A 21,758-nucleotide genomic window follows, 5' to 3' on the forward strand; every position below is an offset into this window, starting at 1 on the left:
GAACGCCGCAGTGGGCAGTCGGAGAAGGAAGGAACCGAAGGAATTGCCGGGAGCCTAGGCCCGCCTTCAACAAAACGTCAATGGAGGAACGCACGAGCGTTCGCGCGTCCGGGCGTTCACGCGTACGGGTGTGCACGTGTTCAGCCGGTGAGCAGCGCCCCGGCCAGCCGCTCCCCCGCGACCTCGGCCAGCTCGGCGGCCCTGGCCATGCTGTCCCCCGGTTGTTCGGCCAGGTCGGTGAGCGCGACCGCGGCCGCGAAGCCGGCGGAGCGCCACTCGTTCTCGGACAGCTCCAGCCGCCCCGCCACGGCGGCCACCCGAACCCCCGCCCGAGTGGCCGCCGCGGCGACGCCGGCGGGGGCCTTGCCGTGGAGCGTCTGAGCGTCCAGGCAGCCCTCGCCGGTGACGACGAGGCGCGCCCCACGCACGGCCTCGTCGAAACCCAGCAGTTCGAGCAGCAGCTCGATACCGGGTCGCATGGTGGCGCCGAGCAGGGCGAGGGCGGCGAAGCCCACCCCGCCCGCGGCCCCGGCGCCGGGGGCCTCGCGCACGTCCCGTCCGGTGGCCTCGGCCACCTTGTCCGCGAAGCGGGTCAGGCCCTCCTCGAGGACCACCAGGTCGTCACCGTCCGCACCCTTCTGCGGGCCGTAGACGGCGGTGGCGCCGCGCGGGCCGAGCAGCGGGTTGTCCACGTCACAGGCGACGACGACCTCGACGCCGGCCAGCGCGTCGGCCAGCGGGCCGAGCTCGATCCGCGCCAACTTGCGCAGTGCCGCGCCGCCGGGGGCGAGTTCGGTGCCGTCGCGGTCGCACAGGCTGACGCCGAGTGCCTGGACCATGCCCGCGCCGCCGTCGGTGCAGGCGCTGCCGCCGAGGCCGAGCACGATCCGCCTGGCGCCGAGCGCGACCGCCCGGCCGATCAGCTGGCCGACCCCGTAGGAGCCGGCCTCGAGCGGGGCGGTGCGGCCACCGGGGAGCCGGGCGAGCCCGGAGGCCTGCGCCAGCTCGACCACGGCGGTGTCGTCCCGCACGGCGAGCGCGGCGTCCACCGGCAGGCCGGTCGGGCCGGCCACCTTGGCCGGGACGCGGGTGAAGCCGGCCGCGAGCGCGGCAGCCAGGGTGCCCTCGCCTCCGTCCGCGACGGGCAGTTCGCGCACCTCCGTGCCGGGCGCGGCGCGGCGGATGCCGGCGGCGATGCGGGCGGCGACCTCGGCCCCCTCCAGGGTGCCCTTGAACTTGTCGGGAGCTACGACCACATGGCCCTGGTGGGGGGTGGCGGGCATGGCGCGGTCCTCACTTCCGTACGGGTGCGGCTGGTTCTTCAAGCTTGTGCCCGGGTGGCTCCGGGGTGCCATCCCCTTCCCGGACAATGCCGGGTGGCCGGGGTGCGGCCCCCTTGGGCTGCGCGCCGGGCGGCCGGGGAGCGGCCCCCTCCCGCCGTTCCCCTCGTCCCGCTTCCGACGTACGAGGGGCTCCCCTCGGCAGGGAGGGGGCCGGGCGACGCGCCACAGGCACGACCGAAGTGCCCCCGACAGGGAGGGCGCGTCACCGGCTGGGTCGACCGGCAGGCGGGCGGATGAGCCCCGGCCCGGCTGCCGGTCGGGCCTGGCCTCCTGGTGGCGCGGGCACGACCGGATAGGTACACGCCACCAGGAGGAGTCTGTCCGGGCCCCCTTCGGGGAGCCCGGCGGGTTACTCGACCTCGCGGCCCGAGAGCCGCTCGACGCCGCGCAGCAGCGCCGAGTGGTCGAGCGAGCCGTCGCCGTTGGCGCGGGCGGAGGCGACCAGCTGGGCCACCACGGCGCCGACCGGCAGCGCGGCGCCCACGGCGCGGGCGGCGTCGGTGACGATGCCCATGTCCTTGTGGTGCAGGTCGATCCGGAAGCCGGGGGCGAACTCGCGGCGCAGCATGTTCGCCTTCTTGCGGTTGAGCACGGTCGAGCCGGCCAGGCCGCCGCCGAGCACGTCGAGCGCGGCGGCGAGGTCGACGCCCGCGTTCTCCAGGAAGACCACGGCCTCGGCCAGGACCTGGATGTTGACGGCCACGATCAGCTGGTTGGCGGCCTTGACGGTCTGGCCGGCGCCGGACGGGCCGACGTGGACGACCGTGGTGCCGAGCGCGTCGAACAGCGGCTTCGCCTCGGCGAAGTCCGCGGCCTCGCCGCCGACCATGATCGACAGGACGGCCTCGATCGCGCCGGCCTCGCCGCCGGACACCGGGGCGTCCAGGGCGCGCACGCCCTTCTCCACGGCGGCCTTGCCGACCTTGATGGAGGTCTGCGGGGTGATCGAGGACATGTCGATCACGAGGGTGCCGGCCTTCACGTTCTCCAGCACGCCGCCCTCGCCGAGGATGACCGCCTCGACGTGCGGGTCGGCCGGGACCATGGTGATGACCACCTCGGCGTCCCTCACCGCGTCGGCGATGCTGGCGCCGCCCCGGCCCCCGGCCGCCACGACGGCGTCGATCGAGGCCTGGGAGAGGTCGAAACCGGTGACGTCGTGCCCGGCCTTGACCAGGTTGACGGCCATGGGCTTGCCCATGATGCCGAGGCCGACGAAGGCGATCTTGCGGCTCATCGCGTCGTTCCTTTGTACGTAGGTGGGGAGGGCAGGGTGGCCGGGTGGCGGGCCCGGACCGCGCTTGCTTCGCGCGACTTCGCGGCGCAGTGGCTACTTCGTGGCCCGGTGACTACTTCGCGGCGCAGTTGCTGGTTCACGGAGCGGTGGTTGGTTCACCGCGCAGTGGTTGGTTCACCGCGCAGTGGTTACTTCACGGGTGGTGGCTACTTCGCGGCGCGGTGCTCGCGCGGCAGCCACGCGAAGCTGTCGGCACTGACGCCGGTGGAGGGGCGGTACTCCAGGCCGATCGAGCCGGTGTAGCCGACGGCGGTGAGCCGGGCGAAGAGGTCCTCGAAGTCCAGCCCGCCGGTGCCGGGCTCGCCCCGGCCCGGGTTGTCGGCGATCTGCACGTGGCCGATACGGTCGGCGCAGGTGTCGATGACGGCCGCCAGGTCCTCGCCGTTCCTGGCCAGGTGGTAGAGGTCGCACAGGAACTTGGCGTTGCCGAGGCCGGTGGCCGCGTTGACCTTGTCGACGACCTCGATCGCGGCGGGCGCGGAGACCAGCGGGTAGTCCGGGGACTCGACCACGTTCAGGGCCTCGACCAGCAGGATCGCGCCGACCCCGTGCGCGGCCTTCGCGGCCAGCACCAGGTTCTCCAGGGCGAGTTCGTCCTGCTCGGCCGGGTCGACGCCCTCGACCCGGTTGCCGTACAGCGCGTTGAGCGCGGTGGCGCCGAGCGAGGCGGCGAGCTCGGCGGCGACCGGGACGTTGGCCCGGAACCGTTCCTTGTCGGCCGGCACCGAGACCGTACCGCGGACGCCCCTGCTCAGGTCGTCCAGGAAGTTGAGGCCGGTGAGCCGTACGCCCGCGTCGGTGAAGGCCTTGCGGAGCGCGTCCAGCTCGGCCTGCGACGGGTCGTGCTCCTCGCCGAAGGGCCACCACAGCTCGGCGGCCGTGAAGCCGGCGGCGGCGGCCGCGGCCGGGCGCTCCAGCAGCGGGAGTTCGCCGAACAGGATCGACAGGTTGACCGTGAAGCTGTGCCGGGAAGCGGCCGTCACGTCACTCACCTCTCACTCTCTTCCGACATCCTCAACTTCCACGATCCGGAAGAAGGATTCTGCGTGGTGGAAGCATCTCCGGCCCGCCGATCGACTGTCAAGGCCGTCGCAACAATTTGTTGAAGTGGCCCGGAAACGCCCGCCCCCGGGGCCCGCCGCCGTCCGATCACCCAGGGCCTGCCTCGCCCCACCCCGCTCGCTACAGTGAGCAGGTGCGATTGATGGTGGAGTTCACGACAGAACCGTTCGAACTGGACACGTTCCCGGAGCACGCCGCGGCGGCCCGCAAGGTGGTCGACGAGGCCGGCCTGGCCGTCTCGGTCGGACCCTTCGGGACCGGCGCCGAGGGCGAGGCCGACCAGGTCCTCACCGCGGTGACCAGACTGCTCCGGGAGACCCTGGACGCCGGCGCGACCCGGATCTCGGTCCAGGTCAGCGTGCTGGGCGACAGCGGGGGCGGCCACGCGGGCGAGGAGGGCGGTGCGCCGTGACCGGGCACGCGGAACACCCGCTCGCCGCGGCGATAAAGCCGCTGCTGGACGCGGTCGGCGCGACGCCCGTCCCGCTGGACGAGGCGAAGGCCGAGGACGTCGTCCTGGAGTGGGAGGGCGCCCCGGCGCTCGCCGTCCGGCTGCCGCACCTGAGCAGCGCACTGGACCGGCTGCTGGCCGAGATGACCCGCCAGTTCGACGGCCGACCGCTGGCCGAGCTCGACCGCGGGGAAAAGCAGCGGGTCGTCGCCCTCCTGGAGGAGCGCGGCGCCTTCACCGTCCGCCACGGGGTCGAGACCGTCGCCTCGGCGCTCGGCGTCAGCCGCTTCACCGTGTACAACTACCTCAACCGCCAGGACGGCTCGAAGTCGTCCTGAGCCCCCGGCGCGGCCTCGCGAAAACGGGCAGCCCCGCCGGTGCGGTCCAGTGCGGGTCGCCCTCCGGCGGGGCACACTCGGCGAATCGCACACGAAACGGCCCGGTAACGCGGGCCGGCCCAAAACGTAACCACCAACCGTTCAACAAAGTGTTGACGGCCGGGTGGGGCCGATCTAGCTTGTGCGGGTGGCACCACTCTTCAGGAGGTCCACCCGTGACCAACCACCCCCACGCCCTCGACACCCTCGCGGCGGCCGACGCCGCCGAGCTTGAGGCGATCCTGCTGGAGATCTGCTCCAGCCCCCGCTGGGCCGCCGCGGTCGCGCAGGCCAAGCCCTGGTCGGACCGCAGCGCCCTGCTCGCCGCCAACGCGGCGGCGATGGAGTCGCTGACGGTCGCGGACCTGCACGACGCGATGGCCGGCCACGCCCGGATCGGCAGGCCCGAGGCGGGCGACGCCACCTCCGAACGGGAGCAGGCCGGCATCCAGGGCGCGGACCGAGCGCTCCTCGATGAACTGCACGAGGCCAACGCCGCCTACGAGGCGAAGTTCGGCCACGTGTTCCTGATCTGCGCGACCGGCCGTACCGCGGCCGCCATGCTCGCCGCCCTGCGCGAGCGCCACCCCAACGACCCCGCCGCCGAGGCGGAGATCGTCCGGGGCGAACTACGCAAGATCAACGACATCCGCATCAACCGGCTGCTCGACGAGTCCTGAGCACATTCTGACGTATCGTCAGCATCGTTCCGGATCGACCGACATCCGATCGGAAGCCGCACTTCTGACGTACCGTCATTTCCGTTCACAGGGCTCCCCGCCTTCGTCGACGCATCCCCGCATCTGCCATCAGTAAGGTCACTTCACCCATGACTGGCATCTCCACCCACGTGCTCGACACCAGCCTCGGCCGCCCGGCCGAGGGTGTCCCGGTCGAGCTCGCACTGCACACCGAGGGTGGCTGGACGGTGCTCGGCACCTCCGCCACGGACTCCGACGGCCGGGCCAAGGACCTGCCGGCCGTGGAGGCGGGCTCGGTCGTCCGGCTGCTCTTCGACACGAGCGCCTACTACGCGCCGAAGTCCGAGGAGACGCCGTTCTTCCCCGAGGTCTCGATCGTCTTCACGGTCGCGCCCGCGCAGCACCACTACCACGTGCCGCTGCTGCTGAACCCGTTCGGATACTCGGTCTACCGCGGAAGCCAGTAGACCGACCTGGAAGCTCTAGGAGCCAAGTCATGGCCCACGTGCTCGGTCAGAACCAGTACGGCAAGGCGGAGAACCGCATCGTACGCGTCTACCGCGACTCCACCCGGCACGAGATCAAGGACCTGAACGTCTCGGTCTCCCTCCAGGGCGAGTTCGAGGACGTCCACCTCACCGGTTCCAACGCCAACTGCCTCCCCACCGACACCACCAAGAACACCGTGTACGCCTTCGCCAAGGAGTACGGGATCGAGTCGGCCGAGGCCTTCGGCATCATCCTGGCGCGCCACTTCGTCGACAACACCGAGCGCGGCGTCGTCCACAGCGCCCGCATCCGGATCGAGGAGTACGCCTGGAACCGGATCAAGACCCCGGACAACTCGGCCCGCTTCATCGGCTCCGAGGAGGTCGGCCACTCCTTCGTCCGCAACGGCCAGGAGACCCGCACCACCGAGGTCGTCTACGACGGCGAGTCCGTCCAGGTCATCTCCGGCCTCAAGGACCTCATCGTCATGAACTCCACCAACTCGGAGTTCTGGGGCTACATCAAGGACAAGTACACCACCCTCCAGGAGGCGTACGACCGCATCCTCGCCACCCAGGTGACGGCCCGCTGGAAGTACGGCTACAGCGGCCGTGACGGCGAGGCCCAGCCCAACTGGAACCGCTCCTACACCCACGTGAAGCGGCACCTGCTGGAGGCCTTCGCCGAGACCTACTCCTACTCGCTGCAGCAGACCCTGCACTCGATGGGCACCCGGGTCCTCAACAACCGCGCCGAGGTGGACGAGGTCCGCCTGGAGCTGCCCAACAAGCACCACTTCCTCGTCGACCTGGAGCCGTTCGGCCTCAAGAACGACAACGAGGTCTACTACGCCGCGGACCGCATGTACGGCCTCATCGAGGGCACCGTGCACCGCGAGGGCGTCGTCCCGGTCATCCCGGTCGTCTGACCCGCCCCCACGGACGGACCCCCCATGAACACCGCCCGGATTCGCCGCACCCGCCGGCCCCCAGTGACCGGCCGAGTCCGGGCGGGAAGCAGCACCCCTTGCAACACCCCTGCCACCACCTGTTCCACGTGTTTCTCCACCCCCACCAACCGGAGTTCGTGCCTGCCTCACGGCGGCCGGCCCGGGGCACTGGAGAGGCCGACCGAGGGACTCCCGCACCGCCGTCCCGCCCTCGGCCAGGGAAGTATCCGGCAGCCTCCAGCGCCACGGGCGCGCCGGGAGCCACGGGCACAAGAGGGGCTCGACATGGCACCCAGCAACACCAGCACCACCGACGGCGGTTCCACCGCCGGCACGACGGTGCCGACGGTGACACCGTCCTGAACGGCGGGGTGGGGGCGTGCCCGCTCGACACGCCCCCGCCTGCCGCCCGCCGCCGCCCCGCCAAGGGCGCCTGCGCGCGGCACCGCTCCCGCCCTCCCCCATAGGAGTAACACCATGGCAGTCCAGCCCCCACCCGCCGACCAGCGGATCGTCATCGAGAACGCCGCCATCGCGACCGTCGACGCCAACGACACCGAGTACGCCCGCGGCCACGTGGTCATCCTCGGCAACACCATCGAGTCGGTCGGCAACGGCCCCGCCCCCGCCTGGCTGGACAACGTCGTGCGCCGGATCAACGCCGAGGGCCACCTCGTCACCCCCGGCCTGGTCAACACCCACCACCACTTCTACCAGTGGATCACCCGCGGCCTCGCCCAGGACGACATCCTGTTCGACTGGCTCGTCGCCCTCTACCCCACCTGGGCCCGCATCGACGAGAAGCTCGTCCACGCCGCCAGCCAGGGATCCGCCGCCGCGCTCCTCAAGTCCGGCTGCACCACGGCCTCCGACCACCACTACGTGTTCCCGAAGGACGGCGGCGACGTCCTCGGCGCCTCCGTCGAGGCCGTCCAGGAGCTCGGCCTGCGCTTCACCGCGCTGCGCGGCTCCATGGACCGCGGCAAGAAGGACGGCGGCCTGCCCCCGGACCACGCCGTCGAGGAACTCGACGACATCCTCGCCGCCTCCGAGGCCGCCGTCGACAAGTACCACGACGCCTCCTTCGGCTCGATGCTGCACGTCGCCATCGCGCCCTGCTCGCCGTTCTCCGTCTCCACCGACCTGCTCCGGCAGTCCGCCGAACTCGCCCGCCGCAAGGGCGTCCGGCTGCACACCCACGGCTCGGAGACCGCCGAGGAGGAGCAGTTCTGCAAGGAGTTGTTCGGCATGGGCCCGACCGACTACTTCGAGTCGGTCGGCTGGCTCGGCGAGGACGTGTGGATGGCGCACTGCGTCCACATGAACGACTCCGACATCGCCAAGTTCGCCGAGACCGGGACCGGCGTCGCCCACTGCCCGTCCTCCAACGCCCGCCTGGCGGCCGGCATCGCGCGCGTGCCCGACATGATCAAGGCCGGCGTGCCGGTCGGCCTCGGCGTCGACGGCACCGCGTCCAACGAGTCCGGCGAGCTCGGCACCGAGCTGCGCAACGCCCTGCTCATCAACCGCCTGCACGGCTACCCGACCGCCCTGACCGGGCGCCAGGCGCTGCGCCTCGGCACCATGGGCGGCGCACGGGTGCTCGGCCGGCAGAACGAGATCGGCTCCATCGAGCCGGGCAAGCTCGCCGACCTCGCGCTGTGGAAGATCGACGGCATCATGCACTCGTCGATCGCCGACCCGGTGGCCGCCCTCACCTTCGGCGCGCTGCCGCCGCTGTCCGTCCTGTTCGTCAACGGCAACGCCGTCGTCGAGAAGGGCCAGCTGACCACCGTCAACGAGGACCGCATCGCCCGCGACTGCGCCCGCGCCGCGAAGGAGCTGGCGGCCCGGCCGGTCTGACGGGCCGGTACCGCTCCTCTCCCGCTCCCTGTACTCCGGGCCGCCCAGGGACGGTGCGTGACCCGGACTCCGCAGGCCCGGCATGGCCTGCGGACCGCGGCCCCGAACCCACGGCGAGGGTTCGGGGCCGCGGCGTGTCGTCAAGAGGGAGACAGATGACAGCGAACAGATAACAACTTTCGTAATCTGTCACCTGTTATCTGTTCGCTGTCATTCGTTCACTGTCATTCGTCCACCGTTACTCGCTTCACCTTCAGGCCGTACGCCCCAGCGTCGCCAGATAGGCCCGCCAGCCGCCGTGATGGGTGATCTCGCGGTGCACGCCGCGCTCCAGCTCGCCCCGGGCGAGCAGCATCGACAGGCACGCCGAGCCGTCCTCCAGCTCGATCACGCCGAGCTCCAGTTCGCGCGGCTCGCCGGGCAGGATGACGTCCCGCAGGCGCTCCAGGCTGATGTCGTACAGCTCGCCGTCGATCGCGGTGTCCACGCCCGGGTCGGCCAGCAGCCCCGGGCAGACGTCCGTCCCGCCACTGTGGTCGATGGAGAAGAAGCGGTAGCCGGGGGCGGTCCGGGCCGGGCCGATCAGGGCGTCGGCGACCTTGGCGTGGAACGGTCCGCCGACCATCGCCTGACCGTTGAAGAAGATGCGCGCCATGGATGAACTCCTCACGAGGACGTAGACCGTGACAAAGAGACTGCGCAAAGAGGCCGTGACAAAAGACCGTTCCGTACGACGACGAGAGGACAGGTGGATTCGTCGCCGTACGGAACGGAGTAGTGGGCCACCGGGATGCACCACCGCGGCAGGCGTGCGGCGGTGGCGCCGGTGGATAGGTTGGGCTCAGCCCAGCAGGGGAAGCGCGGGGAGGGTCAGGAAGTCCGCGAACTCCTCGGCCAGGGCGACCTGTTCGAAGAGCTGGGCGGCCTCGCGCCAGCGCCCGCCGGCGTAGACCGCCTCGCCCAGCTCGGCGCGGAGCTCGGCCAGCTCCGTGGCGACCAGGCCGCGCACCAGCTCGGCGGTGGCCTTCTCCCCGGTGTCGGAGAGCACGACGCCGTTGTGGATCCACTGCCAGATCTGCGAACGGGAGATCTCGGCGGTGGCGGCGTCCTCCATCATGTTGAAGATGCCGACGGCGCCGAGGCCGCGCAGCCACGCCTCGATGTAGCGGATGCCGACCTGGACGGCGTTGTGCAGTCCGGCGTGGGTGCAGGTGCCGCCGGCGCCGGCGATGTCGAGCAGCTGCGCGGCGGTGACCGGCTCGGACGGCCCGGGGTTGTCCTTCTGGTTGGGCCGATCGCCGAGCACGGCGTCGAAGCAGGCGCGGGCGACCGCGACGAGGTCCGGGTGGGCGACCCAGGAGCCGTCGAAGCCGTTGCCGGCCTCGCGGTCCTTGTCGGCCCTGACCTTCTCCAGGGCGGCCGCGTTGACCTCGGGGTCCTTGCGGCTGGGGATGAACGCGGCCATGCCGCCGATCGCGTGGGCGCCGCGCCGGTGGCAGGTCTGCACCAGCAGGCGGGTGTAGGCGGCCATGAACGGCGAGGCCATGGTGACGCTGTTGCGGTCCGGCAGGATGTAGTGCTCGCCGGCGTCGCGGAAGTTCTTGACGATGGAGAACAGGTAGTCCCAGCGCCCGGCGTTGAGGCCGGCGGCGTGGTCGCGGAGCTCGTGGAGGATCTCGTCCATCTCGAACGCGGCGGTGATGGTCTCGATCAGGACGGTCGCGCGGATGGTGCCGTGCGGGATGCCGAGCCGGGCCTGGGCGTGCGTGAACACGTCGTTCCAGAGCCGGGCTTCGAGGTGGCTCTCGGTCTTCGGGAGGTAGAAGTACGGGCCGGAGTTGGGGTCCTCGGCGCCCCTGGCGAGCAGCCGGGCGGCGTTGTGGAAGAAGTAGAGGCCGAAGTCGAAGAACGCGCCGGCCACCGGGACGCCGTCGACGAGCAGGTGGTTCTCGTCCAGGTGCCAGCCGCGCGGGCGGACCACGACGGTGGCGAGTTCGGCGGCGGGCTTGAGGGTGTAGGCCTTGCCGGCGTCACTGGTGAAGTCGATCCGGCCCTCGTAGGCGTCGATCAGGTTGATCTGGCCACTGACGACGTTCTCCCAGGTCGGGGAGGTGGCGTCCTCGAAGTCGGCGAGCCAGATCCTCGCGCCGGAGTTGAGGGCGTTGATCACCATCTTCCGGTCGGTGGGCCCGGTGATCTCGACCCGGCGGTCCTGGAGGGCCCGGGGCGCCTCGGCGACCTTCCAGTCGCCGGCGCGGACGTCGGCGGTCTCCGGGAGGAAGTCCAGCGTGCCCGCCTTCGCGATCTCGGCGCGCCGGGCCTTGCGCCGGGCGAGGAGCTCCTGCCGGCGGCCCTCGAACGCGCGGTGGAGGCCGACGACGAAGGCGACCGCCTCCGGAGTGAGCACCTCCTCCGCCCGGTGGACGCGCGGACCGGCGACAGTGACGACCGGAGCGGCGGGGGAGACGCCGGGTCCCTGATCTGTGGCCATGAGCAGGACACTCCTAAGACGGTTGAGCCTGGCGACGGGAGCTCCGGTGGGAGCCTCTTTGGGGAACTTCGCTGATCGGAACCCACCTGTCGGCGAGTTCGATTCTGTAAGGTGGAGACTAGTTTCCGCGATACAGAATTTCAACGGTTTGTTGAGCTGATCGCGGGGACTCTACTCCTCCCCGACAGCGAAGGGAACGCCGGTGGTTGCGACCCCCGACACAGCATCGACGACGGGTGCCGACCGCGCGAGCGGCGGCGTGCAGTCCGTCGAACGCGCCTTCCAGCTCCTGGAGGCGCTGGCCGACTCCGGCGGCGTGGCCACGCTCAGCGAGCTCTCCACCGCCTCCGGCCTGCCGATGCCGACCATCCACCGCCTGGTCCGCACGCTCGTACAGCAGGGCTACGTCCGCCAGGACACCGCCCGCCGCTACACCCTCGGCCCCCGGCTGATCCGCCTCGGCGAGACGGCCGGCCGCCTCCTCGGCAGCTGGGCCCGCCCGTACCTGGCCGAGCTGATGGAGGCCACCGGCGAGACCGCCAACCTGGCGGTCCTGGAGGGCGGCGAGGTGGTCTACGTCGGGCAGGTGCAGTCGCGCCGCTCGATGCGGATGTTCACCGAGGTCGGCCGGCGGGTGCAGCCGCACTGCACCGGCGTCGGCAAGGCGCTGCTCGCCCAGCTGCCCGAGGACGAGGCACGCGCCGTCCTCGGCCCCAACCCGCTGCCCGCGCACACCGAGTACACCGTCACCGACCCGCACGAACTGATGCGCCAGCTGGCCGAGGCGCGCGAGCGCGGGTACGTCGTCGACGACCAGGAACAGGAGATCGGGGTGCGCTGCATCGCGCTCGCCGTCCCGGGCGCGCCGACGCCCACCGCCCTCTCGGTCTCCGGCCCGGAGGCCCGCATCCGGGCGCTGGAGGAGCAGGACGGCGCGTCGTCGCTCGTGCCGGTGATGCACAAGATCGCGGCCCGCCTGGGGCAGGTCCTCGCCCCCTGACGGACAGCCAGTTGACGTGTCGTGCACGGGAAGTCGGCTCGGTCGACTTCCTGTGCGCGCGCTCCTCCGTTCGGGCGGACGGAGGGCGGGTTGCGGTGAAGGCCACCCGCCGCTCGGCCACCCTGGTGCGGACGCGGCTCGCGACGGCGCGGGCGGCCGGAGTTCGAGGGCACGGTGAACGGCGATGGGGCGCAGCACGCGCACGGGCCTGCGGGACGGGTACGTCAGGGACGAGCACCGCAGGGACGGGTACGTCAGGGACGAGTACCGCAGGGACCGGTACGTCAGGGACGAGCACCGCAGGGACGGGTCCGGCGCGGCCGTGATGACGGCGGCCGTCGCGGCCGGGTGCGCGGTGGCGGTGCTGGCGGCCGGGCCGTCCTGGGCGCTGCGGCGGCCCGACCCCCGTCCGGCCGTGCAGCTCGTGCCGCTCGCCCCCTCGCACTCACACCTGGAGGTGGTCCATATCGACCCGGACGCCGCCCCGCCCGGCGGCACGACCACCGTGCACGCCTTCGTCGCCAACCAGGGCCCGAACACGGCCCCGGCGTTCACCGTCCTGGTCACCCTGCCGGACGGGGTGACGCCGCAGGGCCCGTTCTTCCCCGACGACTGCGCGGTGGTCGAGCGGGGCCACCAGGTGCGCTGCGTCTTCGGTCCGGGCCTGCGGGAGGGACGCAGCGCGACCGCGCTCATCCCGGTACGGCTCTCCCCCGACGTGCCGGTGGGCCTCCTCGGCGGCGGGTCGGTCGCGGTGCGCAGCGCGGACGACCCGGGCGGGAGCGGTCACCGGCAGCCGTTCGAGATCAAGGTGGTCGAGACGGCTGCCGGTTGATCCGCAGGTGCCGGCTGCCGCCGACCGTCCCGATGCCTGTGGTGTCGAGCGCGCTGGCGGTGAACACGATGCCGTCGCCCGGTCCCCGGTTCTCGTCGAGCACTCCGGGGAGGTCGGCCGCGCTGCCCGCGAGGACGTAGGCGGGCACGGAGGACGTGATCCCGGCCCGCTGCAGCGGCGCGATCAGCGAACCTGTGTCGATGGCCGCCTGGACGCCCAGGCCCGAGGTGTAGAAGCCCTGGCCACCGCAGTAGGTCGTCCACCGGTCCTGACCGGCTGCGGCCGTGCCGGCTCGCCCGATCGGATAAATTGGAGGTTCGGCCTCCACCGCGGTGCACAAGAGCGCCGCGACCATCCCGCACGGACGTCCCGTACGGACATCCCGCAGAAGCATCCCGCAGAGACGAGGAACCGCCACACCATGACCGCGCCCCTGCCCGCCTTCGCCGGCCGCACCTACCTCTTCCGGGCCGACAACGGCGCAGCCTTCCGCAACGCCTACTCGGTCGACGGCAAGCGGCTGCGGTGGGAGGGCCTCGGCGAGTCGGCGGGCCAGTGGGAGGACGTGGAGCTGCACGTCGCCGAGGTCGCACCCGAGGTGTACTTCGTCAGCTGGACCGAGCAGAGCGGCATCACCGTCAGCCACGTGATGGACCTGGGCCGGCTGACGGTGTGTGCGTTCTGGACGTTCGAGGGCGAGGGCGGCCGGGTCGGCGAGCTCCACACGGGGACCCTGGAGCGGGTGGCCTGAGCCGGGCCGGCGCGGCTCGCGCCGACCCTGTGACCGCTTCCGGTGAGCGCCTCTCGTGACCGTCAGGCCGTCGGGACGGGCTGGTCCGGCTGAGCCGGCCGGCCCGGCTGGTCCGGGACCCTGAGGTGCTGGGACAGCCACTCCAGCGAGGACGGCAGCAGCCTGGTCCACGTCTCGAAGTTGTGGCCGCCGGTCTCCAGCATGCTGTACGAGACCTTCATCGGGCCCGGGCTCCGCACCGACTCGATGAAGGCCTCGGTTTCGCGCTTGTAGTCGCCGTCGCCCTGCTTGGTGCCCGCCAGCAGGACGGACGCCTTCGGCTGCGGCAGGTTCTTGAGCCGCCACGTCAGGTCGGCCTCGTTGCGGCGCTGCTGGCTGGCGCCGAAGAGGTCGCCGGTGGTCGGGTCCTCGGCGGCGCGGTAGTAACCGGACAGGGAGACGGCGGTCGGGAAGACGTCCGGGTGGCGCATGGCGAGCTTGACCGCGCAGTAGCCGCCGGTGGAGTTGCCCATGAAGGCCCAGGCCTGCGGGTCGGCGGAGACCCGGAAGCTCGCCTGGATCGCCGCGGGGACGTCCTTCGTGAAGTAGGTGTCGGACTGCGCGCCGCCGGGGATGTCCTCGCACTCGGTGTCCTGCGGGAGGGCGGGCGAGGGGCGCATGAGGACCATGACGGTCGGCTGCATCTTCCCCTCCTGGAGCAGCTTGAGCGCGGCGCCCGGGTAGTTGAACCGCGTGATCAGGTTCTCGGCCTGCCCGGGGAAGCCGGTGCTGACGATCACGGCCGGGAACTGGTGCTGCGCGTACTCGGGCTGGAAGTACTGCGGCGGGAGGTAGACGTAGCCCTCGGTGGACAGCCGGGTGAGCTTGCCGTCGATCCGCACCTTGCGGATCTCGCCGGACTTGGCGGGCTCGCGGCCCATCGCGCCGCCGCCCTGGACGGAGGCGTGGCCGATCGTCTCCACGAGCAGCCGGCCGGAGGCGTCCGCCTTGTTGTGGATCACCACCGGGCGGTTGTCGCCGGTGCCGACGAGGTCGTCCCAACTGCTGTAGAAGGAGAAGTAGTTGTTGGCCACGAGGCCGAGCGCGGCGAGCACGGCGAGCTGGGTGGCGAGCAGCGCGCCGATCCGGCCGAGCACCGCCTGCCAGGTCTTCCTGGCGAGTCTGGGCCACAGCCAGACCGTGCCGGCCATCATCACGACGGCGATCAATACGGTCAGCGCCAGCACCTTGTGGCTCGTCAGACCCATGTCCTACTTGCTCCCACGCCTCGAACTCACGCCCCCGCCGCTAAGACATCCGGGGCACCTTCCCCGGTTCCCCGTCGGGGCGCGATCTTCCACCCTAGCGGGCCGGAGTTCCTGGTGACAGATAACAGATTTCAGATAACAAACTCTGAAATCTGTTATCTGAAATCTGCCATCTGTTCGCTGCCGGCCACCGCCGCGGTCCCAGTCCGCGAGGCGGGCCTTGAAAGCGGACGGCGCATCGGCGAGCGCCGCGAGGCGCAGATCGCGCCAGAGCGGCCAGTCGTCGGTCGTGAGCACCCGCAAAGTCACCATGACCGCCACGGTAGGGGGTGTGCCGACCGGCCGGCGTGGCCTTTACTGGAGGTGAGGGACTCTCCGGCAGGAGGTCGTGCCATGGGCCCGGCTCCACAGCAACAGACCTTGCCGCGTCTCGTCGTCGACAGCCCGGAGCGGCTGCGCGGTGAGGTGTACGTCGTCGCCGACCGCCCGATGCTGGTCGGCCGGGGCACGGGGTGCCAGATCCACGTGAGCGAACCCGGGGTCAGTCGGCGCCACGCGATGGTGTGGCGGTCGGACGGGCACACTTCGGTCGAGGACCTGGACTCCACCAACGGCACCCTGCTGAACGGTCACCCGCTGCACGGGCAGGAGGTGCTGCACACCGGAGACGTGATCGACTTCGGGCCGTTCGAGGTGCACTACGAGGAGCCGCGCGCCCCGGACGACACCGTTCCCGGCCAGGGGGCGGAGGCGGGGGCGGCGCACAGCGGCACGGCGGCGCTCACGCAGATGTCGGGGCCGGCGCCGGAGCCGGCGCGGGACGTGCCCGAGGCGGTGCCGCCGATGCCGTCCGAGCGGCCGCCGATGCCGTCGCCGATGCCGTCGGTGCCGGAGCGGGGCGCGTCGTCGGCTGTGCCGGGCGCCGGACCCCGCTACGACGTCGAGCGGCAGAAGGCCGAAGGGAACCTCAGCAACGTCGGCGGGAACCAGTACAACAGCCAGTACTACTACGTCATGCAGGCCCGGCGGGAGAGCTTCTTCCGCGAGGTCGCGGCCACCCGCACCCGGGCCCGTCACCTGGTGCTCGCCGGGTTCCTGCTGTTCTTCGCCGGTGGCGGGGTCTACGGGTGGGCACTGTTCAGCTTCATCTCGAAGACGAGCGACGCGGTGCAGTCCGGCGAGCCGGACTACTCGGTGCCCAACCTGCTCGGGCCGAAGGTCGGAGGCGTCCCTGTCGGTGCGATCGGCTTCGCGGCGGCGGCGATCGGTCTCCTGCTCCTGCTCGTCGGGATCGTCCTGCACGTCGTGACCACCTCGCGGCGGCGGCGCTTCGAGGACGAGGAGAACCGGCGGTTGCGGTACCCGCCGCCATCGTCGTGAACAGTGAGTCCGGCGAGACGAGTCCGGCCAGACGAGTCCGGCCGGATGAGTCCGCAGAGCTCAGTCCGGAGAGCTTTGACGGGAGGCGCGTCCATGGTCTTCAACGTCGGCAACCAGCAGGCTGGGACGATCAACAACGTCGGCCGGGACCAGACCATCCACGACGGACAGTCAGGCCGGTTGACGGTCGGTGCCCAGGAGTTGCGCGGATTGGTCGGGCAACTGCGCACAGCCGTCGAGGCGCAGCCGCCCCCGCCGTCGGTGGCGCCGCAGGTCGAGGCGGAACTGGACGCGCTGGACCGCGAGGCCGCCGCACCCGAGCCGGACCGGGCGGCCGTCGCGGACCGGCTCTCCCGGATCACCCGGCTGCTCGGCGCCACTGGGGCCGCGCTGAGGGCCGGCACCGGCCTGTTCGGGGCCGTCGCAGCGCTGGCCGGCTGGCTGGGCGCGGCCGGGCAGCCGGTTCTGCACGCGATCGGCCTGTGAGGCGGAGAGGCCGGCTGCTGTCCTTGCAGTGGTGCTTCTCCTGCGGCGGTGCAGTGTCCTGCGGCGGCGCTGCCCCGATGGTGCGGCCGACCGGTCCTCCTCAGCCGGTAGGGGCGTGGGCGCGGCGGCCTCGCGGCGCGGTGTCGCGGCGGGCGGCGAGGGCGTTGCCGACCGCCCGGATCGCCGCCCCGACGAGGACGAACGCCCCCGTCGTCAGGAAGCACGCACCGGCCACCCGCCCGTAGCCGCCGTGCACACCCGGGTCGAGGAACGGGTACGGGTACCAGTCGACGGCCCAGCCGCGGAGCAGCGTGTAGACGAGGTAGACCAGCGGGAACCCCAGCCACCACAGCGCCGCCCTCGCGCGCAGGCGTTGCGCCGGCGGGTCGATCAGCCAGTCGGCGAGCACGAGGAGCGGCATCGCGCGGTGGAGCACGTCGTTCACCCACGGGATCGTCAGCTGCGCCGGGTACTCGGCGAGCACGGTGCCGTAGACCAGACCGGTGATCGCCAGGTAGAGCACGACCGCCCCGCGCACCAGGTCGGGCACGGGACGGCGGCCGGTCAGGCCCGCCAGTCCGCCGAGCGCCAGGACGACGATCGCGGCCATGTTGCCGAGATTGGTGAAGTAGCTGAAGTAGTTCACCAACCCGGTGGCGCCGGTCGCGGCGCGGTAGCCGGAGAAGCCGAGGGCGACGGCCGCGAACGCGGCGACGGCGAGCCGGGCGGGAGCTAGCCACGAGTGCATCGTCGGGGCCGCCTCTCTGGGGGTGGCGTGGTCCGTCGGGGTCACTCGGATTGAAACCCGGGTGGGCGGAGTCGGCCACAGGAGGGGCGGGGCTGTGAGCGGTGGGCTCAGGGGGTGCGCCAGTCAGCGGCGAAGGCGGCCGCCGGGTTGGTGGTAAGGAGCAGTTCGGGGAGTTCGGGGCCGAACGTACGGCCGAGGCGCGGGGCGAGGTCGGTGAGCAGCCGGGTGGGGCCGTCGGCGCGGCGGGCGGTGCGGGTGGTGGTGTCGGCGCCGAGGAGCAGCCGGTCGGCGTGGCCCGCGTCGACGAGGTCGGCGATGAGGTCGAAGGCCTGGTGGTCCTCCGGGTGGCCGGCCCGCGAGGGGCTGTCCAGGGCCAAGTAGACCCCTTCGGCGGCGAGTTCGCGGTGCAGACGCGCGTCGGGCAGGCGGGTGAGGTGACCGAGGACGATCCGGTCGAGCGGGACCCCGTGCCGGGCGTGGAGCCAGAGCAGCACGAAGTGCGGGTCGCCGCCGGGTTCGAGGTGGACGGTGATCGGGGAGCCGGTGGCGTGGTGGGCCTCGGCGGCGGCCGTCATGACCAGGCGGGTGTGCGCGGTGCTGACGCCGACGTCGCAGGCGACCTTGATCAGCCCGGCGCGGACACCCTCGGGCGCGCCCGGGAGTCCAGTGGTCAGCTCGGCGGTGAAGCGCTCGGCGAGTCCGTCGTACAGGGCGGGAAGGGCGCCCGAGCGGTAGTGGGCCGCCTGGTGCACGCCGGTGGCGGCGACCACGTGGACGCCGGTCGCGCGCGAGAGCGCGGCGAGCGCGTCGGCGCCGCGGCCCATGCCGTGCGGGGTCCACTGGACGAACGTCCGACCGCCGGCTTCGGCGAAGGAGCGCAGGACGTCCTCGGCGGCGGCCGGGTCGTCGAGCTCCTGACCGGGGAGCAGCGGGCTGCGGATGAAGAGGTGGTCGTGGGAGTCGGTGACGCCGAGCTCGGCGGGGTCGAGGTCGCCCAGGACCGTACGAGCGGTGCGGACGGCGCGGACGGCGGTGGTCATGCGTCGGCCTCCTGTCGTGGTATGTCCCGGTCCCGCGCGTGCCGCGCCTGCCGCGCCTGCTGCGGCTGCCGTGACTGCTGCGACTCCCGTGACTCGGCGAAGGTCTCGGTGGCCACCCGGAGGCCGGCCAGAGCCTTGGGGACCCCGACGTAGGGGGCCAGGTGGACGATCACCTCGGTGATCTCCTCGCGCGTCATCCCGATCCGCAGGCTGTTGCGGACGTGGTCGGCGAGCTGCGGCTCGACGCCGCCGAGGGCGGTGAGGGCGGCCAGGTTCGCCACCTGGCGGTCGCGCAGGGCGAGGCCGGGGCGCTGGTAGGTGCCGCCGAACAGGGCCGTGACGATCCAGTCGGGGAAGCCCGGGGCCAGGCCGTCGAGGCCGCCGAGGGTGGCCGCGGCGACCGGACCGGCGAGATCGGCGAGCAGGGCGTAGCCGGCCTCGCGGTCGAGCGGGGCGGGGGTGAGGTCGGCGGGCACGAGCGACTCGGGCGCGGGCGTCCCGGGCGTGAGCGGTTCGGGTGCGGGCGTTTCGCGTGCGGGCGTCTCGGGCGCGGTGGTGGTGGACGGCGCGGCCGCGAAGGGGCCGGCGGGGGTGGCGGGGGTGGTCATCATGGGGGCGGCGAATCCTTTCACCAGTGACGGCCGGCGGGGAGCAGGTCGAGTTCGGGCCGGGAGAGGTGCAGCACCCGGTAGCGGGTGCCGGGCGCGTCGTCGGGGGCCTCGCCGCACCAGAGGGCGACGTGGAGCAGCTCCCATCGACTCGGGTCGACCGCGACGGCGGCGGTGTGCAGGGTGGGATGGACGGGCAGGTCGGCGAGGGCCTGCTCGACGGCCTCGGCCGGGTCGGCGGTCTCGGGGAGCCGGACGGTCCGGCGGGTGGCGGTGGTCGGTCCGTCGACAGCGGCTGCGGCTTCGTGCGCGAGCCCGGCGCCGAGCCAGTGCCGAACGACGGGGCGGCCGAAGTCGGCGCTGAGGCCGCGGAAGCCGGGACCCCAGAGGAAGCCGTTCATGCCCTCGGCCGTGCGCCACAGGTAGAACGGCGCGTACTGGTTGACCGGCGAGCCGTCGCGCCCGCGCTCCCGGACCAGGTACGCCTTGAGGCCGAGGCCGGGGTGGGCGTCGAGGAGGTGACCCCGCTCGGCGACGCGCTTGTGGATGATCCCCATGTCGTAGTCGGCGGGGAGGGTGATCTCGTACTGCATGGCGTGCACGGGTGGCTCTCCTCCATCGGAGTCGGGCTGAAAGGGGGCTGGTTCGGGCGGCCTCAGCCGGTCCGGTGCGCCGCGAGCAGGGCGAGGGCGCCGCGGACGGCCTGTTCGAAGGGCTCGGCGTGGCCGGCCGCGCGAGCCAGCACGTACCCGCCCTGGACGACGGCGACCAGGGCGGCGGCCGTGTCCGCCGGGTCGACGCCCGGGACGAGCTCGCCCGCGGCCTGACCCTCGGCGACCAGTTCGGCGATCCGGCCGCGCAGCCAGTCGAACGTCTCCTCGACCGGCGCCCGCAACTGCGGGTCGGCGACGACGTCGGGGTCCTGCGCCATTCGGCCGATCCGGCAGCCGCGCATCACGTCGCGGTCGCGGTGGAGGTAGGCGGCGATGCGGTCGTAGGTGCCGCCCCCGGAGGTGAGGTCGGCCTCCGCGAGGGCGCGCATCTCCTCGGCGCTGCGGCGCAGGGCGGTCGCGGCGAGGTCGGGCTTGCCGGTGAAGTGGTGGTACATGCTGCCCTGGCCGACTCCGGCGCGCTGCTGGATGGCCTTGGGGCTGGTGCCGACGTAGCCGCGCTCCCAGAGGAGGTCCTGGGTGCTCTCGATGAGACGGTCCTGGGTTGCCATGCCGATCACTGTACATACCAGTAGGTACAGAGTGCCAGTGGCTTCCTCCGGACGCTCCGGACGGTGCCCGGCCCCGGGGCGGACGCGCCCACCCACGGGGATGGCCGAGGGCCGTGCGCCGCCCCCCGGCGGCCACGGCCCCTCGCCCGTTCGTCATCCCCCGCACCGCCGGACGGCATACCGCCCATGCCGGTGGCACACGTCACGTCGCCCCGTGTCGCTGCGCCCGCGCACCCTGGTTCGTCCTGCGCTTCGTCGCGCCTCGTGTCGCCGTGTCCCGCACACACACGCACGATCCACCGCGAGCGCACAGGCAGCGACCGGAGCGCGGACAGGGCCTCGATCCGCACGCCCCGGCTGGCAGGATGTCCGGCATGAGCTACCTCGCCTCGGATGACCGCTATGCCTCGATGACCTACCGCAAGGCCGGGCGCAGCGGCATACAACTGCCCGCCGTCTCGCTCGGACTCTGGCACAACTTCGGCGACGCCCAGCCACTGGACGTGCAGCGGGCGGTGCTGCGCCGGGCCTTCGACCGCGGGATCACCCACTTCGACCTGGCGAACAACTACGGCCCGCCGTACGGCAGTGCGGAGCGCAACTTCGGGTATCTCTTCGCGCAGGACTTCCGCCCCTACCGGGACGAGCTGTTCATCGCCACCAAGGCCGGCTGGGACATGTGGCCCGGGCCGTACGGCAACGGCGGCAGCCGCAAATACCTGCTGGCCAGCCTGGACCAGTCGCTCGGACGAATGGGACTGGACTACGTCGACGTCTTCTACTCGCACCGATACGACCCGCAGACCCCGATCGAGGAGACGATGGGCGCGCTGGACAGCGCGGTCCGCTCGGGGAAGGCGCTGTACGCGGGCATCTCCAACTACCCGGCGGAGCAGCACCGGGAGGCGGTGGCGATCCTGCGCGAGCTGGGGACGCCGGTGCTGATGAACCAGTCGGCGTACTCGATCCTCAACCGGCACGTGGAGGAGGGCGTGCTGGAGGCTGTCGGCGACACCCAGACCAGCCTGATCGCCTACTCTCCTCTCGCACAGGGTCTCCTGACGGAGCGCTATCTCTCGGGCGAAGTGCCGGCCGGGTCGCGGATGTCGGTCGGGAAGTTCCTGAGCGAGGAGGCCCTCGGGGGGTCGCGACTGGAGCAGCTGCGGGCGCTCGCGAAGGTCGCCGAGGGGCGCGGGCAGACACTCGCCCAGCTGGCCCTCTGCTGGGTGCTGCGCGACCCGCGGGTCGTGTCGGTGATCATCGGGGCGAGCAGCGTCGCGCAGCTGGACCAGAACATCGACGCGTTGAACGGCGGGCCGCTGACGGAGGAGGAGCTCGCGGAGATCGACCGGCTGAGCCGGTAAGCGGCGGGCGGTGAGGGGTGAGGGGTGAGGGCCCGGGGGTTGCAGGGTCGGGCG

General features: G+C 72.2%; 24 protein-coding genes and 1 pseudogene. 12 read left to right on the forward strand and 13 right to left on the reverse strand.

Annotated features, from left to right (window positions below):
* Positions 1-140: 140 nt before the first annotated feature.
* The 3 genes from ACWCXH_RS09390 to ACWCXH_RS09400 all read right to left on the reverse strand — a co-directional run bounded on the left by ACWCXH_RS09390 (position 141) and on the right by ACWCXH_RS09400 (position 3,632).
* On the reverse strand, positions 141-1,283 hold the full coding sequence (locus ACWCXH_RS09390; protein WP_449800758.1) for a glycerate kinase: 1,143 nt from the start codon (positions 1,281-1,283) through the stop codon (positions 141-143).
* Between the two features lie 409 nt (positions 1,284-1,692).
* Entirely contained in the window at positions 1,693-2,580 is an 888-nt protein-coding gene (locus ACWCXH_RS09395; RefSeq protein ID WP_449800759.1) for a 2-hydroxy-3-oxopropionate reductase, read from the reverse strand.
* A gap of 206 nt (positions 2,581-2,786) precedes the next feature.
* A complete protein-coding gene (locus tag ACWCXH_RS09400) occupies positions 2,787-3,632 on the reverse strand; it encodes a TIM barrel protein (protein WP_449800760.1) in 846 nt (281 codons plus the stop codon).
* Between the two features lie 212 nt (positions 3,633-3,844).
* Here ACWCXH_RS09400 and ACWCXH_RS09405 point away from each other — a divergent pair, with 212 nt between their 5' ends.
* From ACWCXH_RS09405 to ACWCXH_RS09430, 6 genes are all read left to right on the forward strand, one after another.
* Positions 3,845-4,114, forward strand: a complete 270-nt coding sequence (locus tag ACWCXH_RS09405) for a thiamine-binding protein (RefSeq protein WP_449800890.1) — start codon at positions 3,845-3,847, stop codon at positions 4,112-4,114.
* Positions 4,111-4,491, forward strand: a complete 381-nt coding sequence (locus ACWCXH_RS09410; RefSeq protein WP_449800761.1) for a helix-turn-helix domain-containing protein — start codon at positions 4,111-4,113, stop codon at positions 4,489-4,491. The genes ACWCXH_RS09405 and ACWCXH_RS09410 overlap by 4 nt, the downstream gene beginning before the upstream one ends.
* A gap of 215 nt (positions 4,492-4,706) precedes the next feature.
* On the forward strand, positions 4,707-5,210 hold the full coding sequence (uraD, locus tag ACWCXH_RS09415) for a 2-oxo-4-hydroxy-4-carboxy-5-ureidoimidazoline decarboxylase (protein WP_449800762.1): 504 nt from the start codon (positions 4,707-4,709) through the stop codon (positions 5,208-5,210).
* Between the two features lie 149 nt (positions 5,211-5,359).
* On the forward strand, positions 5,360-5,698 hold the full coding sequence (gene uraH / locus ACWCXH_RS09420; protein WP_449800763.1) for a hydroxyisourate hydrolase: 339 nt from the start codon (positions 5,360-5,362) through the stop codon (positions 5,696-5,698).
* 29 nt (positions 5,699-5,727) lie between these two features.
* Positions 5,728-6,648: a factor-independent urate hydroxylase gene (gene pucL, locus ACWCXH_RS09425; protein WP_449800764.1), complete on the forward strand. Its 921-nt coding sequence runs from the start codon at positions 5,728-5,730 to the stop codon at positions 6,646-6,648.
* 498 nt (positions 6,649-7,146) lie between these two features.
* Positions 7,147-8,532 carry an 8-oxoguanine deaminase gene (locus tag ACWCXH_RS09430; RefSeq protein ID WP_449800765.1) on the forward strand — a complete coding sequence of 462 codons (1,386 nt, stop codon included), beginning with the start codon at positions 7,147-7,149 and terminating at the stop codon, positions 8,530-8,532.
* A gap of 253 nt (positions 8,533-8,785) precedes the next feature.
* On the opposite strand, the gene ACWCXH_RS09435 is transcribed toward ACWCXH_RS09430, so the two are convergent.
* Positions 8,786-9,187 (reverse strand): allophanate hydrolase-related protein, encoded by a 402-nt coding sequence (locus ACWCXH_RS09435; RefSeq protein ID WP_449800766.1) that lies wholly within the window; start codon positions 9,185-9,187, stop codon positions 8,786-8,788.
* 186 nt (positions 9,188-9,373) lie between these two features.
* The gene (gene aceB, locus ACWCXH_RS09440; protein ID WP_449800767.1) at positions 9,374-11,023 is read right to left on the reverse strand and encodes a malate synthase A; all 1,650 of its coding nucleotides are present in this window, start codon (positions 11,021-11,023) and stop codon (positions 9,374-9,376) included.
* Between the two features lie 202 nt (positions 11,024-11,225).
* On the opposite strand from aceB, the gene ACWCXH_RS09445 reads away from it, so the two are divergent.
* Both ACWCXH_RS09445 and ACWCXH_RS09450 read left to right on the forward strand, forming a co-directional pair.
* Positions 11,226-12,023, forward strand: a complete 798-nt coding sequence (locus tag ACWCXH_RS09445) for an IclR family transcriptional regulator (protein ID WP_449800768.1) — start codon at positions 11,226-11,228, stop codon at positions 12,021-12,023.
* 184 nt (positions 12,024-12,207) lie between these two features.
* Positions 12,208-12,858 (forward strand): hypothetical protein, encoded by a 651-nt coding sequence (locus ACWCXH_RS09450; RefSeq protein WP_449800769.1) that lies wholly within the window; start codon positions 12,208-12,210, stop codon positions 12,856-12,858.
* Here the strand turns inward: ACWCXH_RS09450 and ACWCXH_RS09455 are convergent.
* A complete protein-coding gene (locus ACWCXH_RS09455) occupies positions 12,830-13,198 on the reverse strand; it encodes a hypothetical protein (RefSeq protein WP_449800770.1) in 369 nt (122 codons plus the stop codon). The two genes, ACWCXH_RS09450 and ACWCXH_RS09455, sit on opposite strands and share 29 nt — an antisense overlap.
* A gap of 81 nt (positions 13,199-13,279) precedes the next feature.
* Here ACWCXH_RS09455 and ACWCXH_RS09460 point away from each other — a divergent pair, with 81 nt between their 5' ends.
* The gene (locus ACWCXH_RS09460) at positions 13,280-13,609 is read left to right on the forward strand and encodes a MoaF-related domain-containing protein (RefSeq protein ID WP_449800771.1); all 330 of its coding nucleotides are present in this window, start codon (positions 13,280-13,282) and stop codon (positions 13,607-13,609) included.
* A 62-nt stretch (positions 13,610-13,671) separates the two neighbouring features.
* On the opposite strand, the gene ACWCXH_RS09465 is transcribed toward ACWCXH_RS09460, so the two are convergent.
* Positions 13,672-14,856, reverse strand: coding sequence for an alpha/beta hydrolase (locus ACWCXH_RS09465; protein ID WP_449800772.1), 1,185 nt, complete (start codon positions 14,854-14,856; stop codon positions 13,672-13,674).
* 189 nt (positions 14,857-15,045) lie between these two features.
* Positions 15,046-15,168 (reverse strand): annotated as a pseudogene (locus tag ACWCXH_RS09470) (GNAT family N-acetyltransferase); the annotation flags it as partial.
* Positions 15,169-15,249: 81 nt separating this feature from the next.
* On the opposite strand from ACWCXH_RS09470, the gene ACWCXH_RS09475 reads away from it, so the two are divergent.
* Together ACWCXH_RS09475 and ACWCXH_RS09480 are read left to right on the forward strand one after the other, a co-directional pair.
* On the forward strand, positions 15,250-16,236 hold the full coding sequence (locus tag ACWCXH_RS09475; protein ID WP_449800773.1) for an FHA domain-containing protein: 987 nt from the start codon (positions 15,250-15,252) through the stop codon (positions 16,234-16,236).
* Between the two features lie 93 nt (positions 16,237-16,329).
* Positions 16,330-16,722, forward strand: coding sequence for a hypothetical protein (locus tag ACWCXH_RS09480; protein ID WP_449800774.1), 393 nt, complete (start codon positions 16,330-16,332; stop codon positions 16,720-16,722).
* Positions 16,723-16,822: 100 nt separating this feature from the next.
* Here ACWCXH_RS09480 and ACWCXH_RS09485 read toward each other — a convergent pair whose 3' ends face one another.
* The 5 genes from ACWCXH_RS09485 to ACWCXH_RS09505 form a co-directional block, all read right to left on the reverse strand.
* Positions 16,823-17,470: a Pr6Pr family membrane protein gene (locus ACWCXH_RS09485; RefSeq protein ID WP_449800775.1), complete on the reverse strand. Its 648-nt coding sequence runs from the start codon at positions 17,468-17,470 to the stop codon at positions 16,823-16,825.
* Between the two features lie 107 nt (positions 17,471-17,577).
* Complete coding sequence (locus tag ACWCXH_RS09490) at positions 17,578-18,510, reverse strand: phosphotriesterase family protein (RefSeq protein ID WP_449800776.1); 933 nt, start codon at positions 18,508-18,510, stop codon at positions 17,578-17,580.
* The gene (locus tag ACWCXH_RS09495) at positions 18,507-19,121 is read right to left on the reverse strand and encodes a carboxymuconolactone decarboxylase family protein (protein ID WP_449800777.1); all 615 of its coding nucleotides are present in this window, start codon (positions 19,119-19,121) and stop codon (positions 18,507-18,509) included. The genes ACWCXH_RS09490 and ACWCXH_RS09495 overlap by 4 nt, the downstream gene beginning before the upstream one ends.
* 17 nt (positions 19,122-19,138) lie before the next feature.
* Positions 19,139-19,720: a DUF4865 family protein gene (locus ACWCXH_RS09500; RefSeq protein ID WP_449800778.1), complete on the reverse strand. Its 582-nt coding sequence runs from the start codon at positions 19,718-19,720 to the stop codon at positions 19,139-19,141.
* A 53-nt stretch (positions 19,721-19,773) separates the two neighbouring features.
* Complete coding sequence (locus tag ACWCXH_RS09505; RefSeq protein ID WP_449800779.1) at positions 19,774-20,340, reverse strand: TetR/AcrR family transcriptional regulator; 567 nt, start codon at positions 20,338-20,340, stop codon at positions 19,774-19,776.
* Between the two features lie 374 nt (positions 20,341-20,714).
* On the opposite strand from ACWCXH_RS09505, the gene ACWCXH_RS09510 reads away from it, so the two are divergent.
* Positions 20,715-21,704 carry an aldo/keto reductase gene (locus tag ACWCXH_RS09510; protein WP_449800780.1) on the forward strand — a complete coding sequence of 330 codons (990 nt, stop codon included), beginning with the start codon at positions 20,715-20,717 and terminating at the stop codon, positions 21,702-21,704.
* Positions 21,705-21,758 lie beyond the last annotated feature (54 nt).

This window comes from Kitasatospora sp. NPDC001660, assembly GCF_053596725.1.

Excerpts from the sequence above, each read along its gene's own strand:
- ACWCXH_RS09405 (WP_449800890.1), top strand. The coding sequence starts at position 3,845 with ATGGTGGAGTTCACGACAGAACCGTTCGAACTGGACACGTTCCCGGAG.
- ACWCXH_RS09465 (WP_449800772.1), bottom strand. The coding sequence starts at position 14,856 with ATGGGTCTGACGAGCCACAAGGTGCTGGCGCTGACCGTATTGATCGCC.
- ACWCXH_RS09495 (WP_449800777.1), bottom strand. The coding sequence starts at position 19,121 with ATGATGACCACCCCCGCCACCCCCGCCGGCCCCTTCGCGGCCGCGCCG.
- ACWCXH_RS09460 (WP_449800771.1), top strand. The coding sequence starts at position 13,280 with ATGACCGCGCCCCTGCCCGCCTTCGCCGGCCGCACCTACCTCTTCCGG.
- aceB (WP_449800767.1), bottom strand. The coding sequence starts at position 11,023 with ATGGCCACAGATCAGGGACCCGGCGTCTCCCCCGCCGCTCCGGTCGTC.
- ACWCXH_RS09450 (WP_449800769.1), top strand. The coding sequence starts at position 12,208 with ATGGGGCGCAGCACGCGCACGGGCCTGCGGGACGGGTACGTCAGGGAC.
- ACWCXH_RS09395 (WP_449800759.1), bottom strand. The coding sequence starts at position 2,580 with ATGAGCCGCAAGATCGCCTTCGTCGGCCTCGGCATCATGGGCAAGCCC.
- pucL (WP_449800764.1), top strand. The coding sequence starts at position 5,728 with ATGGCCCACGTGCTCGGTCAGAACCAGTACGGCAAGGCGGAGAACCGC.
- uraH (WP_449800763.1), top strand. The coding sequence starts at position 5,360 with ATGACTGGCATCTCCACCCACGTGCTCGACACCAGCCTCGGCCGCCCG.
- ACWCXH_RS09480 (WP_449800774.1), top strand. The coding sequence starts at position 16,330 with ATGGTCTTCAACGTCGGCAACCAGCAGGCTGGGACGATCAACAACGTC.
- ACWCXH_RS09485 (WP_449800775.1), bottom strand. The coding sequence starts at position 17,470 with ATGCACTCGTGGCTAGCTCCCGCCCGGCTCGCCGTCGCCGCGTTCGCG.
- ACWCXH_RS09475 (WP_449800773.1), top strand. The coding sequence starts at position 15,250 with ATGGGCCCGGCTCCACAGCAACAGACCTTGCCGCGTCTCGTCGTCGAC.
- ACWCXH_RS09490 (WP_449800776.1), bottom strand. The coding sequence starts at position 18,510 with ATGACCACCGCCGTCCGCGCCGTCCGCACCGCTCGTACGGTCCTGGGC.
- ACWCXH_RS09510 (WP_449800780.1), top strand. The coding sequence starts at position 20,715 with ATGAGCTACCTCGCCTCGGATGACCGCTATGCCTCGATGACCTACCGC.
- ACWCXH_RS09430 (WP_449800765.1), top strand. The coding sequence starts at position 7,147 with ATGGCAGTCCAGCCCCCACCCGCCGACCAGCGGATCGTCATCGAGAAC.
- ACWCXH_RS09505 (WP_449800779.1), bottom strand. The coding sequence starts at position 20,340 with ATGGCAACCCAGGACCGTCTCATCGAGAGCACCCAGGACCTCCTCTGG.
- ACWCXH_RS09435 (WP_449800766.1), bottom strand. The coding sequence starts at position 9,187 with ATGGCGCGCATCTTCTTCAACGGTCAGGCGATGGTCGGCGGACCGTTC.
- ACWCXH_RS09390 (WP_449800758.1), bottom strand. The coding sequence starts at position 1,283 with ATGCCCGCCACCCCCCACCAGGGCCATGTGGTCGTAGCTCCCGACAAG.